General features: G+C 48.2%; 15 protein-coding genes. 9 read left to right on the top strand and 6 right to left on the bottom strand.

What is annotated here, in order from left to right; translation table 11 throughout:
• Positions 1-65 precede the first annotated feature (65 nt).
• Complete coding sequence (locus ACYVAD_RS04765) at positions 66-989, bottom strand: FKBP-type peptidyl-prolyl cis-trans isomerase (RefSeq protein WP_461138312.1); 924 nt, start codon at positions 987-989, stop codon at positions 66-68.
• 85 nt (positions 990-1,074) lie between these two features.
• Complete coding sequence (locus ACYVAD_RS04760) at positions 1,075-2,106, bottom strand: DHH family phosphoesterase (RefSeq protein WP_461138311.1); 1,032 nt, start codon at positions 2,104-2,106, stop codon at positions 1,075-1,077.
• A 239-nt stretch (positions 2,107-2,345) separates the two neighbouring features.
• Between ACYVAD_RS04760 and ACYVAD_RS04755 the strand changes: the two genes are divergently transcribed.
• Positions 2,346-2,765 (top strand): nucleoside-diphosphate kinase, encoded by a 420-nt coding sequence (locus ACYVAD_RS04755; protein ID WP_461138310.1) that lies wholly within the window; start codon positions 2,346-2,348, stop codon positions 2,763-2,765.
• A 44-nt stretch (positions 2,766-2,809) separates the two neighbouring features.
• On the opposite strand, the gene nth is transcribed toward ACYVAD_RS04755, so the two are convergent.
• The 4 genes from nth to ACYVAD_RS04735 form a co-directional block, all read right to left on the bottom strand.
• Complete coding sequence (nth, locus tag ACYVAD_RS04750; RefSeq protein ID WP_461138309.1) at positions 2,810-3,463, bottom strand: endonuclease III; 654 nt, start codon at positions 3,461-3,463, stop codon at positions 2,810-2,812.
• A 59-nt stretch (positions 3,464-3,522) separates the two neighbouring features.
• Positions 3,523-3,774, bottom strand: coding sequence for a hypothetical protein (locus tag ACYVAD_RS04745; RefSeq protein WP_461138308.1), 252 nt, complete (start codon positions 3,772-3,774; stop codon positions 3,523-3,525).
• Positions 3,749-4,348 carry an RNA polymerase sigma factor gene (locus ACYVAD_RS04740; RefSeq protein WP_461138307.1) on the bottom strand — a complete coding sequence of 200 codons (600 nt, stop codon included), beginning with the start codon at positions 4,346-4,348 and terminating at the stop codon, positions 3,749-3,751. Before ACYVAD_RS04740 ends, ACYVAD_RS04745 begins: the two co-directional genes overlap by 26 nt.
• Before the next feature lie 470 nt (positions 4,349-4,818).
• Positions 4,819-5,385 carry a hypothetical protein gene (locus ACYVAD_RS04735; protein WP_461138306.1) on the bottom strand — a complete coding sequence of 189 codons (567 nt, stop codon included), beginning with the start codon at positions 5,383-5,385 and terminating at the stop codon, positions 4,819-4,821.
• Between the two features lie 140 nt (positions 5,386-5,525).
• On the opposite strand from ACYVAD_RS04735, the gene lpdA reads away from it, so the two are divergent.
• From lpdA to rpsB, 8 genes are all read left to right on the top strand, one after another.
• Positions 5,526-6,926: a dihydrolipoyl dehydrogenase gene (gene lpdA, locus ACYVAD_RS04730; protein WP_461138305.1), complete on the top strand. Its 1,401-nt coding sequence runs from the start codon at positions 5,526-5,528 to the stop codon at positions 6,924-6,926.
• Between the two features lie 87 nt (positions 6,927-7,013).
• Positions 7,014-8,147 carry a lactonase family protein gene (locus ACYVAD_RS04725; RefSeq protein WP_461138304.1) on the top strand — a complete coding sequence of 378 codons (1,134 nt, stop codon included), beginning with the start codon at positions 7,014-7,016 and terminating at the stop codon, positions 8,145-8,147.
• Positions 8,148-8,166: 19 nt separating this feature from the next.
• Positions 8,167-8,769 (top strand): 3-keto-disaccharide hydrolase, encoded by a 603-nt coding sequence (locus ACYVAD_RS04720; protein ID WP_461138303.1) that lies wholly within the window; start codon positions 8,167-8,169, stop codon positions 8,767-8,769.
• Between the two features lie 202 nt (positions 8,770-8,971).
• The gene (locus ACYVAD_RS04715; protein ID WP_461138302.1) at positions 8,972-10,465 is read left to right on the top strand and encodes a UDP-N-acetylmuramoyl-L-alanyl-D-glutamate--2,6-diaminopimelate ligase; all 1,494 of its coding nucleotides are present in this window, start codon (positions 8,972-8,974) and stop codon (positions 10,463-10,465) included.
• Positions 10,466-10,529: 64 nt separating this feature from the next.
• On the top strand, positions 10,530-11,738 hold the full coding sequence (gene mraY, locus ACYVAD_RS04710) for a phospho-N-acetylmuramoyl-pentapeptide-transferase (protein WP_461138301.1): 1,209 nt from the start codon (positions 10,530-10,532) through the stop codon (positions 11,736-11,738).
• 127 nt (positions 11,739-11,865) lie between these two features.
• Positions 11,866-12,309, top strand: a complete 444-nt coding sequence (gene rplM, locus ACYVAD_RS04705; RefSeq protein ID WP_461138300.1) for a 50S ribosomal protein L13 — start codon at positions 11,866-11,868, stop codon at positions 12,307-12,309.
• Between the two features lie 11 nt (positions 12,310-12,320).
• Positions 12,321-12,707: a 30S ribosomal protein S9 gene (gene rpsI / locus ACYVAD_RS04700; RefSeq protein ID WP_461138299.1), complete on the top strand. Its 387-nt coding sequence runs from the start codon at positions 12,321-12,323 to the stop codon at positions 12,705-12,707.
• A 149-nt stretch (positions 12,708-12,856) separates the two neighbouring features.
• Entirely contained in the window at positions 12,857-13,702 is an 846-nt protein-coding gene (rpsB, locus tag ACYVAD_RS04695; RefSeq protein ID WP_461138298.1) for a 30S ribosomal protein S2, read from the top strand.
• Positions 13,703-13,776 lie beyond the last annotated feature (74 nt).

Here is a 13,776-nt window from a genome sequence, read left to right as displayed (position 1 = left end):
GTTTCAGAGTATAAACTCCAAAACGGCTCTTGTGACTGAGAAATTTTTCCGGAACCAGGATTGGCTTAACGCCCTGGTTGTGGCTGCGGCATACCCATCTGGCCCTGACCCTGCTGGCCTTTCTGAATGTCAACCAGCTCAATATCAAAAGTCAATACTGAGTTTGGGGCGATACCCTGGTTACCACGGGGACCGTAAGCCATCGTTGATGGAATGATCAACGTTGCTTTTTCGCCTTTGTGCATTTTCATGACACCTTCGTCCCAGCCAGGAATAACCATGCCAACGCCAATTTGCAGCTGAACAGGTTTGCCCCCTGATTGAGGATTGGTCAGTGAGCTATCAAATACTTTACCGTTCAGTAATTTACCCGTATAATGAACCAATACGCCATCTCCCGCTTTCGGTGTTGGTCCGCTACCGGGTTGTGTCGTAATGAAATACAGACCCGACGGACTTTTCTGACCTTTACCAGTCAGACCATTTTTTGCCACGTAATCATCGATGATCTTGGCGTCAACTGTCTTTTGTTTCTCAAAGTCAGCAGCCTGGGCTTTTTTGTATTCGTCTTCGGTTTGAATGTTCATCACCTTAACGGCAATACCAATGTCCGAGCCTTTTTCAACTCCTGGAGGTAATGGTTGCATAGCCCGGGTAAATAGCGAATCAGCACTAACGTAAAACGTAGCGCTATCGCCTTTACTCAGCATGGTCAGTCCTTCTTCGTAAGAACCTTTGAAAGGGGGTACCTGCAACAGCATCTGGAAGGGAGCACCTTCTTTGTGCGTATCACGTAAAACCGAATCTTTGTTGTTCAGTAACGTCAGGTGCATCGTCAGGATGTCACCAACTTTACCCTTACGTTCGTTGTCGCTTTGTTCGTGAATTTGGTACTTCAGGCCATTTTCCGTTACCTGAACGCGGTTCTTGCCGCAGGCCGCTGCTATAGCGATAATCAGAACGGCTTGCCCGAGATGTTTGAAAGACATGAGAGATTAGTGGTTAGATACTAAGTTAGAATTAAACGATGGCCAACTCGTTATTTGGTATAAGCCGGTAAAAGCAGCAAACAGATTATACCGTAGCGAGTAACTGTTGCTGATATTGGGGTAAAATGGACAGTAGCTTTTGCTCCGTTTCTTCCAACGACAAGCTGGAGCGTCCACCAGCCGCATTGCGGTGACCACCACCATTGAAATGCTTACTGGATAAATCCCGAACGGAGAAGTCACCAATAGAACGAAATGAGATGCGAATTTCTTCCATCCGGTCGATGAGAATAGCCGCCATAACGACGCCATCAACGGCTAGCGCGTAATTGACCATTCCTTCCGTGTCGCCGGTTTTGGACCGGTACTGTTTTAATTCGGCATCAGTCAGGGTGATGTAAGCAAACTTATACTCTGGTAGTACTTTGAGTTTGTTGTTCAATACGTAGCCTAACAGCCGAAACTTATCGATTGAGACATTGTCAAAAATCCGGCGATGGATACTGCTAACATCAATTTTCAGATCGACCAGTTCGGCGGCCATACGGTGTACGTTACCGGTCGTATTGGAGTGCCGAAAAGAGCCCGTATCGGTCATTAGACCGGCGTACAGACATTCCGCGATTGGAACGTCGATTAACTCTTTGTCGCCCAACTCGACGATCAACCGAAAAATGAGCTCGGTTGTCGAAGCTGCCGTCGGATCCCACAAGGCTGCGTCAGCAAACGATTCTGGTTCGAGATGATGATCGATAAGGACTTTACGGGCGCGGGACTGACGGACCATCGCGCCAAGCTCTTTAATCCGATCCAGGGCTGAAAAGTCGAGACAGAAGATAAGGTCTGTTTCGTCCATCAATTGATTAACGGACGCCCGTATTTTCTCCTCAAACACAACGACCTCACTGTTACCCGACATCCAGTAAAGATTCTGAGGATAGTCAGTGGGCGTAACGACCGTTACCCGATGACCTTTTTTTCGAAGATAACCCGCCAGACCCAGGGAAGACCCCATAGCATCAGCGTCTGGATTCTGGTGCGTGGTAATCAGGACGGTTTGCGCGGAGCTACCCGGCGGTTGGCCAATTAGCGCGCCAATCGCGTCAATGTCTTGCATACTAATACGGCCGAAGCCAAAATCAAAGATCAAAAGTACGAATAATTTGCGTATTTGCGGGCCAGATCGTACCTGTAGCTTTTCGTACTGAATGAGTATATTTGACGCGACCTGACTAGTACAACAACCAAGTAAGCAGGAGTCAGCAGGTTTGACTAAGACCGTCTAGCGCCGGGCCAAGCATAATTGCGCTAATCAACCAAACTATTAAACGAATAAAGACAGTACGCTAACTCAAGATGGCAACGAATCGAACATTCACTATGATTAAGCCCGACGCTGTCGAGGCTGGACATACAGGAGCTATTATCAAACAGATTGAAGAAGCCGGTTTCCGGATCGTCGCTATCAAAAAGACGCAGTTAACCACCGAACGGTCCGGCCAGTTTTATGCCGTGCACCGGGAACGGCCTTTCTACAATGACCTGCGTACGTACATGGCTTCAGGCCCAATCGTACCGATGATTCTGGAAAAGGAGAATGCCGTTGCTGACTTTCGGAAACTCATAGGAGCAACCAACCCAGCACAGGCTGAAGAAGGAACAATCCGGAAATTGTACGCCAAATCGATGGAAGCTAATGCGATTCATGGATCGGATTCCGATGAGAACGCTGAAATTGAGAGTAATTTCTTCTTCGCAACCACTGAGCAGTACTAAGGCACATAAGCCCGGACTTAAAGGCCGGGCTTATACTATTCTTATTAGGCTACTTGAGCGGTAAGCTTTTCGTAATATTTACAGAAGCTTCGTAAATCACATTCATTACACTTGGGGTTACGTGCCAGACAAACGTAACGCCCATGCAGAATTAGCCAGTGATGAGCTTTTGGTACATACACCTTTGGTATGTGAGCCATCAGGGCTTTTTCGACGGCCAGGGGCGTGGTGGTAGTCAACGGAGCCAGGCCTAGTCGGTGTGATACCCGGAAAACGTGTGTATCCACCGCCATAGTAGGCTGGTTGTAGACTACCGATAAAATTACGTTGGCTGTCTTCCGGCCAACACCCGGCATGAGTTGTAATTCTTCGACCGTAGCTGGCACCTCTCCTCCAAATCTCTCCAGTAACATCTTAGCCATCCCAACCAGGTGCTTCGCCTTGTTGTTCGGGTACGACACGCTACGAATGTAAGAGAACACTTCATCAACCGATGCCGCAGCCAGCGATTCCGGTTCTGGGAATCGGGTAAAAAGCGCCGGTGTAACCTGATTGATTCGCTTATCCGTACACTGAGCTGACAAAATAACCGCAACCAGCAACTCGTATGGGTTACCAAAATTGAGCTCAGTCTGAGGTTCGGGAAAATTCTGGGTAAAATACTCGATGAACAGCCGAAAGCGTTCTTTTTTCTGCATAGCAAAGCTACAGCGCAGATCATTGACCTGCGCTTACATGACAAAACCCACCGGTCAGACTACGATTGACGAAGCCGAATAGGTGGGTTAGCCGGATGGTGTTTGGAGTAGTTCAGAATTGTCTGAACCGTATTCTGACGGGGCTGCCGTTCAATCTTATCCATCAGCGCTTTCATTTCAAGCGCTTCCAGGAAGAAAGTCATCAGATCCGGCTCAGTCATCATTGCGTCTTCGATGAGCAGATTTTCCTCGGAAGAGGTCTCTTCGTAGACGTACCGGATTACATCATTTTGGGTAAATGTTTTTATCATAACTTGGCGAACGTTTGCTCAGTTGTTTGCGCAGATTAATCAACGCATAACGCATACGTCCCAAGGCTGTGTTGATACTAACACCGGTCGCATCGGCAATTTCTTGGAAACTCATTTCCTCGTAATGCCGCATAATAAGCACTTGCCGCTGTTGCTCTGGCAATCGCTGAATCAACTCGCGCAAATGCTCGTGTGTTTCCTGGCGAATTTGCTGCGATTCTATCGAATCTTCGGCGAACTCAAGCGTATTAAACACACTGCTTCCGTCCTCAAACACTACATTGGGATAGCGTTTATCTTTTCGGAAATAGTCAATGGCCAAGTTGTGAGCAATTCGGATAATCCAGGGTAAGAATTTGCCTTCCTCGTTGTATCTACCTGATTTAATGGTGTCCACGGCCTTGATGAACGTGTCCTGCATTAAATCTTCTGCCACATATTGATCCTTGACGATCAGGTAAATGGTTGTGTAAATCTTCGATTTGTGCCGATGCACTAGTTTAGCAAAGGCTTTCTCATTACCACGGATATACAGGGAAATCAACTCACTGTCGTTTACCTGGGCTTTTTCCATTTTCAGTAAGACAATTAGGTAACGTAGAGCAGTGTTTCGATAGTGTATTATTTAAAGTGTTTTTGTTGGTAGACCGTATTGCGAATCATAAAATAAAAAGATTATTCGCTAAACTGCAACAGGTTAGCGTAAATAATTTACTATTTGTTGACTTGTGCCGCAAAAACTAAGCCTAATTATCCGTTAGACAATAATAAGCTGATTTGTGCAATAAAAAAAGCTTATTAGTAGAAAAAATAGGATTGAGTAAAGAAACGTACGTTATAGAGTCTGCCTCACTGCATAAGGTTTAAAAATAGCCCTAACATTAGATAATCCTATTATTGATGTTGCGACAATAATAGGCAGGAAATAGACCTCATACTGATACGTTTGTACCAAGCTGCCTGCTTTTTTAACGAGCGGGACAATTCTTAGCGAATGATGCAGGCTGGTTACTTAATAAGTACGTAGTAAAGGCAAATCTGGTTTTACAGGTTGCCTTCGACGAAGAAGGTACTTTTGTCAAAAAAGGGCAACTGCTGAAAACCAGTCAGTTTGTAATGATGAATTGACCAAGTGGTACTATTTGCAGGTTTCCCTTCCAGCATGATCCGTCGCTCCGACGTGTATAATGGATTGCTCGTTGCCAATACTGCTTCGATCTGTTTGGGTTGTCGGGTCTGAGCATCCAAACGCACCAGCAACGAACGGACGGTCAACCGCTCTTCGGTTGGCTTGAGCGTGTATTTATATGTGGTAGAGTCCGGGCGAGTAATCTGGTAGCTATTGCGTAGAGCGGGTTTGTTGATATCAGCCTGCATAAACAACTCTAGTTCGCGCGACCAGTTAATATTACGAGTCTGGTGTTGACTTTTGTTGTCGTTGATTTGCACGGACTTATTCACCAGTGGTTTAGCTGCGGTTAATGCTTTCGTTTGATTTTGTACAAAACCTGCTACATCATAATAAACATTGGGTAGGTTCTGCTGAACGGGATTGTCGCAACCAGCAATGACAGGGAAAAGTAAAAAGCAGAAACGATACAAAAAACGCATAACAAAGAACCGCGAAATAGACCCTGGACGAAGGGCTCTTATGTTCTGCAACACGATTTTTGGGAAATCGGTTTGGGTAATGAAATTCTGAACCAAATTTGCAGCCACATTGCTTTCTATTATAGCTATTAATCATCTTTATGGAATACGACGTAATTATCATTGGTTCAGGACCTGGCGGCTATACCGGAGCCGTACGTTGTGCGCAGCTTGGTCTAAAAACCGCCATTATTGAGAAATATCCAGCTCTGGGTGGTACGTGTCTGAACGTTGGCTGTATACCGTCGAAGGCGCTACTAGACTCCTCAGAGCATTATTATAACGCAGCTCACACGTTTGCTGATCACGGTATCAGCTTGAACGACCTGCAGGTTGATCTTGGCAAGATGATCGCCCGGAAACAGACCGTTGTTGATCAGACGACCAAAGGGATTGCTTTCCTGATGAAGAAAAATAAGATTGACGAACTGCACGGCGTTGGCTCGTTCGTCGATCCACACACGATTAAGATCACTAAAGAAGACGGCTCAGAGCAGACAATCAAGGGAAAGAACATCGTAATTGCTACGGGTTCGAAACCACTGTCGTTCCCATCGATGCCGATTGATAAGAAACGAATCATTACCTCTACGGAAGCACTGGCGTTAAGCGAAGTACCTAAACACCTGATCATCATTGGCGCGGGTGTAATTGGTGCGGAATTAGGTTCGGTATACGCTCGATTGGGTGGTAAAGTGTCGTTTGTAGAGTTTGCAGATTCGATGATTCCAACGATGGATAAAACGATGGGCAAAGAACTTCAGAAAGCCGTCAAAAAACTGGGCGCGGATTTCTATTTCAACCACAAGGTTACCAAAGTAGAAAACAAAGGAGAAGAGGTAGAGGTAAGCATCGATACTCCCGATGGCAAACAGATTACTCTAACGGGTGATTACTGCCTGGTATCGGTTGGTCGTCGTCCTTACACCGATGGATTGAATCTGGAGGCTGCTGGTTTGACCGCCGATAGCCGGGGTAAACTAGAAGTGGATGACAACCTGCGTACCAGCGTACCACACATCTACGCGCTTGGCGACGTTATTCGTGGAGCGATGCTGGCTCACAAAGCCGAAGAGGAAGGCACGTTCATCGCCGAAACTATTGTCGGTCAGAAACCACATATTCACTACCGTTTGATCCCGAACGTCGTTTATACCTGGCCTGAAGTATCAGCGGTTGGTTATACCGAAGAAGAAGTAAAACAGCAGGGAATCCCCTACAAAACAGGTTCGTTCCCATTCAAAGCTTTAGGCCGTGCCCGGGCTAGTATGGATATCGATGGCTTGGTGAAAGTCCTTGCCCACAAAGAAACGGATGAGATTTTAGGCGTTCACATCATTGGCCCCCGGGCGGCTGACATGATTGCCGAGGCTGTTGTTGCTATGGAATTCCGGGCATCGGCAGAGGACGTATCGCGTATGTCGCACGCGCACCCGACCTATACAGAAGCGTTCAAAGAAGCCTGCCTGGCAGCTACTGATAACCGGGCCATCAACATGTAATCGTTTTGTCGATTACATCTAGTAAACCAACTACAAACCCGACTACCTTTACCGGAGTCGGGTTTATTTTTATAACACTCTTGTCCTATGAACCGATTTTTGCTGCTTTGCCTGCTAAGCATAACGAGCTGCCTAAGTGCACTGGCACAGAAAGAAATTATTTACGTTGGAACTTACTCCGTTCGCGGTAGCGAAGGAATTTACGTGTACGAGTTCAATCGGAAGACAGGTTCAATGCAGCAGATACAGACGGTGGGCAATTCGAAAAGCCCGTCGTTCCTGGCACTACACCCTTCCGGCAAGTATCTGTATTCGGTAAACGAAGCCAATGAAAGTGGTCCGAATAAAGCGGGTGCCGTGAGTGCCTACGCGGTCGATGCTGGAACGGGTAAGCTAACGTTTCTGAATACACAGTCTTCATTACGGGGAGGGCCTTGTCATATCAGCGTTGACAGAACCGGAAAAACAGCCTTTGTTTCTAACTACGGCGGAGGGAGCCTAACCGTACTGCCCATCATGAACGACGGTAAACTCGCTGCTGCCAGCGATAGCGTAATCAGCGCTGGCAGCGGGCCAAATAAACAGCGTCAGGAAAAACCACACGTTCACTCCGCCATTCTTTCACCCAGCAACAAAACAGTTTACGTTTCAGATCTGGGTACGGATCAGATCAACCAGTTGCGGGTTAATGCCCTGACGGCTACTGTCAAGCCCGCCAAGTTGCCTTTTGTGGCGGTCAAGCCTGGTTCAGGACCTCGCCACCTTACCTTTCATCCAAACGGACAATTCGCCTACGTAGCGGAGGAGCTGACTTCGACGGTAGCGGTGTTCCGTCGAAATACCGCTACCGATGAACTGAGTCTGTTACAGGATGGTATCAAGACGTTATCTGACGGGTTTGACGGCCAAAATACCAGCGCCGATATCCACGTTGATCCGACGGGTCGGTTTCTTTATCAATCGAACCGGGGCGAAAATGCACTGGCTATATTTGCCATTGATCAGGCAGGTATGCTGACTAAAGTTGGTAATCAGCCGACAATGGGAAAAGACCCCCGAAATTTCATGATCGATCCCAAAGGCGAGTTTCTGTTTGCGGCTAACCAGAATTCTGATAATATTGTCCTGTTTCGTCGGAACGTAAAAACGGGTAAGCTGACTTACTCGGGGCAGACAGTTGCCGTACCAGCGCCCGTTTGTATCGTGATGAAGAATCGTTAACACTAAAAACAACCCCTGCATGAATCGTTTACTGATTGTAGCTGCTGCGCTGATTCTGTTACTGACGGCTGCTCAAACGAAAAAAGTTAAAGTCACGCTGTTCAATGGTAAAGATCTGACCGGCTGGAAGGTGTACGGTACTGAGAAGTGGTACGTTGACAACGGCGATCTTGTCTGCGAGAGCGGACCGGACAAACAGTATGGCTACCTGGCTACTGAGCAGCCGTACAAAAACTTCGATTTGTCGCTTCAATTCAAGCAGGAAGCTAATGGAAACAGCGGTGTGTTTTTTCGCTCCAGTATCGAAGGCACTAAGGTCAACGGCTGGCAGGTTGAAGTAGCACCACCGAATCACGATACGGGAGGAATTTACGAATCGTACGGTCGGGGCTGGCTGGAAAAAATTCCGGATGAAAAAGAATCAATCCTGAAACCGGGTGAGTGGAACACCATGCGTATTCGGGTGGAAGGCGATCATGTGCAGACGTTTCTTAATGGTAAGCCAATGGTCGATATGCACGACGAAAAGATTGGCCAGGCCGACGGCTCGATTGCTCTACAGATTCACGACGGCGGTGGTATCAAAGTCCGTTGGCGGAAACTGGTTGTCCAACAACTGTGATAGACGTCATATCAACAACGCCCGACTCCTGAGCCGGGCGTTTTCATTGATAGCTAATTATGAGAGAATTGGGGCTCGTTGTACCGGTTTGCGTTGAATAAGTACAACGAGCCTGCTGGTAGAACAGCTGGGAAATTAGGTTGAACCGTAATCAACCTGTTTTTTTGTGGCGCTAACGTAGCAGGTTATCTGGTTTAGACTGATGCAGCTAAAAGACTTAATTTATAAAATTCCGTTGCTGGCCACGTCGGGCGACATGGCCACTGACATCACAAACCTTACGATGGATTCCCGCAAGGTGGGACCGGGAAGCTTGTTTATTGCGGTACGCGGTACTGTCTCAGACGGGCATTCGTTCATCGCTACTGCAATTCAACAAGGGGCAGCGGCAATTGTGTGCGAGACTTTACCGGACACGGCAGAAAATGGAGTCGCCTACGTACGGGTGCAGGATTCGGCTCGCACCCTAGGCCTGATCGCGGCAAATTTTTACGGGCAGCCTTCCCGGAAAATGAAACTGGTTGGCGTAACCGGAACGAACGGAAAAACGTCGGTGGCTACGTTGCTGTTTCGACTGTTTCGGGCGCTCGGGTATCGTTGTGGCTTGTTGTCGACGGTGCAGAATCAAATTGACGATACTGTTATTCCGGCCACGCACACAACCCCCGATGCGATTACTACCAATCAGTTATTGACGCAGATGGTGGAACACGGCTGTTCACACGTATTTATGGAGGTCAGCTCGCACGCCGTTGTTCAGGAACGTATCGCCGGATTGACATTTGCCGGAGGAATATTTACCAACATCACGCACGACCACCTCGATTTTCACGGTACGTTCGATAATTACATCCGGGCGAAAAAAGGATTTTTCGATCAGCTTCCTGCTTCAGCCTTCGCACTGACCAACGTGGACGACAAGCGGGGGCTAGTGATGTTGCAAAATACGGATGCCCGAAAAGAAACATATTCTTTACAAACACTCGCTACGTTCAAAGGCAAGGTATTAGCTGACAGTCTGTTCGGCTTGAACATGCTGGTCGATGATCAGGAAGTGTGGTTCAAGCTCATTGGTCGGTTCAATGCGTATAACCTGCTGGCCGTGTACGGAGCCGCTACGTTGCTGGGGGAGGAAACAACGGAAGTTTTGACTACGCTATCAGGAATCACTCCTCCGCCCGGCCGGTTTGAACAGGTCGTTTCTGATAATAAAATCGTCGGGATTGTTGATTATGCGCACACGCCAGACGCTTTACAGAACGTACTCGAAACCATCAGCGAACTGCGACAGACCGACGAGCAGGAATACCAACCCAAAATCATTACGGTAGTGGGGTGCGGTGGTAATCGGGATGCGGCAAAACGCCCGATTATGGCCGAAATCGCGTGCCGCTTCAGCGACCAAATCATCTTAACGTCAGACAATCCCCGTCGGGAAGACCCAATGGCTATTCTGGAGCAGATGCAGGCTGGGGTACCACCCGTTGATTTCAAGAAAACGATGACGATTGAAGACCGGCACGAAGCCATTCAGAAGGCCGTTTCGCTAGCTCGTCCACATGACATTATTCTGGTAGCGGGCAAAGGACACGAGACATATCAGGAGATTAACGGCGTTAAATACGACTTTGATGACCGTGCCGTGCTACGAGACGCATTTTTTAAAGAGCGAAAGAGTGAGAGAGCGAAAGAGTGAATATTTTTGCAAAATCACCTGCTGCCCGTAATCACTCTTTCGCTCTCTCACTCTTTCGCTATATATGCTCTATTATCTTTTTCAGTTCCTGGACGAACGCTACGATTTTCCGGGCGCCGGTGTTTTCCAGTATATTTCGTTCCGTGCGTTAGGAGCCGTTATCAGCTCATTGCTGATTGCGGCTATTTTCGGACGACGGATCATTGATACGTTGCGTAATCTCCAGATTGGGGAGTCCATCCGCGACTTGGGCCTGGAAGGTCAGTTGCAGAAACGGGGTACACCAACTATGGGTGGTTTTATTATCTTGGCGTCGCTGCTGATACCGGCCCTGCTGTTTGCCAAACTATCTAACGTTTACGTGATCTTGGCTCTGGTGTCGACTGTCTGGACGGGACTAATTGGCTTTCTGGATGATTACATCAAAGTATTCAAAAAGAACAAAGAGGGCTTAGAGGGCCGCTTTAAAGTTGTTGGTCAAATTGGACTAGGGTTAATTGTGGGTCTTACGCTCTACTTCAACGATTACGTCAAGATCCGGTTGTATGCGCCCCGGCTGTTAAACACCTCGAACGTACCAGATGTCTACACTGACGTTAAGTCGACACTCACGACGGTGCCCTTCGTGAAGAACAATGAGTTCGACTACAGCGATTTGCTCTTTGGTGTGCTCCCGGATAGCTATACCTGGATCATTTACGTTATCGTTTGCATCTTCATCATTACCGCCGTCTCGAACGGAGCCAATATTACCGATGGAATCGATGGTCTGGCGGCTGGTACATCGGTCATTATTGGACTGACCATTGGTGTATTGGCTTACCTGTCGGGTAACAAAGTGTTCTCACAGTACCTCAACATCATGTACATTCCCAACGCAGGAGAACTGGTAATTTTCTGTGCCGCCTTCGTAGGAGCCTGCGTCGGATTTCTCTGGTATAATTCTTACCCGGCTCAGGTTTTTATGGGCGATACGGGTAGTCTGATGTTGGGGGGCGTCATTGCCGTCTTAGCCCTAGCTATTAGGAAAGAACTTCTGATTCCGTCCATGTGTGGTATTTTCCTGGTTGAGAACCTATCCGTTATTCTCCAAGTCAGCTACTTCAAATACACCAAACAGAAGTACGGCGAAGGCCGCCGGATTTTCCTGATGTCGCCCCTGCACCACCATTTTCAGAAGAAAGGATACCACGAAGCCAAGATCGTTACCCGCTTCTGGATCGTGGGTATTATGCTGGCGGTTCTGACCCTCGTCACGTTGAAACTTCGGTAGAGACGAAATATCAGGCATTCCTTTGTTTTTCAGCCACATAACGTCTATATTTGCACTCCCGTTTGAGAGACGGGTGCGCTTTGGCGTAAGTAAAGCAGTAGAAATCAATTAATTAGTCTCCATAACAGTGAATACGCTCAGTTACAAAACCATCTCTGCCAACAAAGAAACGGCGCAGAAGGAGTGGGTTGTGGTTGACGCTCAGGGCGAAGTGCTTGGTCGGCTGGCCAGCCAGATCGCAAGCCTGATCCGCGGCAAACACAAAACCAACTTCACGCCCCACGTTGATTGCGGGGACAACGTAATTGTCATCAATGCCGACAAGGTTCGCCTGACGGGCTCGAAGATGACTGACAAAATTTACGTCCGCCACACGGGTTATCCCGGCGGTCAACGGTTCGCTACGCCCCGGTTGTTGCTGGAAAAGCACCCCGAGCGTGTGATCGAACACGCCGTGAAAGGCATGCTGCCTAAAAATCGGCTGGGTCGCAAATTGTTTACCAACCTGCACGTGTACACCGGCGACAGCCACCCACACGAAGCGCAGCAACCTAAAGTCGTTAAATTTTAAGGCACAGACGAATGGATCGTATTAACACCATTGGCCGCCGTAAAACTGCTATCTCCCGCATCTATATGTCGGCGGGCAGCGGGGCCATCTCGGTAAACGGAAAAGACTACAAAGAGTATTTCCCAACCGAGGTTCTGCAAATTATCTTGAATCAACCGTTCGCAACCGTTAACGGTGTGGGTGGCTACGACGTAAAAGTCAACGTTCGTGGTGGTGGTGTGGCCGGTCAGGCTGAAGCTACCCGGATGGCTATCGCCCGGGCTCTTGTTGAATTGAACGCCGAAAACCGGCCAGCCCTCAAAAAAGAAGGCTTTCTGACCCGGGATTCGCGGATGGTTGAACGGAAAAAACCAGGTCGGAAAAAAGCCCGTCGCCGGTTCCAGTTCTCGAAACGCTAATTGGCACAGGGCTGTGCGCGTTGGATTGGGGGTTGTTTACCCTTCGCCCTATGCCCCAACCCCTTTGCCTCATTTGTCCAGACTGCCCTTAGATGATGCCGACGGGTGGTGCTGCGTATCAATAAACACATTCATTTTTCATTACGAAAATGGCACAAATCGAATATAAAGACCTATTAGACGCCGGGGTGCATTTTGGCCACCTTACGCGCAAATGGGATCCGCGGATGGCTCCATACATTTTCATGGAGAAAAACGGGATCCATATTATTGACCTGAACAAAACGCTGGCTTCTCTCGAAGAAGCATCGAACGCCATCAAAGGTATCGTTCGGTCTGGCCGGAAAGTGCTGTTCGTGGCAACAAAGAAACAGGCTCAGGAAATTGTTTCGGAAGAAGCAAAACGCTTGAAAATGCCGTACGTAACCGATCGCTGGCAGGGCGGTATGTTGACGAACTTCGCTACCATTCGCAAGTCGCTGAAGAAAATGCAAACGCTTGACAAGATGCTAAAAGACGAGGAGACCGTCAAAAGTATCGCTAAGCGGGAGCGTTTGACCCGGACCCGTGATAAAGAGAAACTGGAGCGCGTATTAGGCGGTATTGCCGACCTGACCCGTCTGCCAGCAGCTCTGTTCATTGTTGACGTAAAACGCGAGCACATCGCCGTTGCGGAAGCTCACCGTCTGGGTATCCCTGTATTCGCCATGTGCGATACGAACTCGAACCCGGATGAAGTTGACTTCGCTATCCCAGCTAACGATGACGCTTACAAATCGATCTCGTTGATTACCCTTGCTATCGGTAAGGCGATCGAAGAAGGTCTGATGGAGCGCAAGCAGGATAAAGACGATCAGCGCGTTCAGGAAGAAGAAGAAGCGAAGCGGAACGAAGACATCGTTCAGGCTCGTGCTGAAGACGAAAGCAAACTGGATCCTAAGCCCGAAGCAACTGGTTCGCCAGCGGCCGTGGCTGAAGATGAGCAGCAAGCTTAATTCATACATGACGGTTCGCCGTTGCGGTTACGGAACTGTGAAGAACTCGAATCAATTTTCTCCCTTTGCAAGTA

Source organism: Spirosoma pomorum, from assembly GCF_054776615.1.
This window is presented reverse-complemented; position numbering and strand designations above follow the sequence as displayed.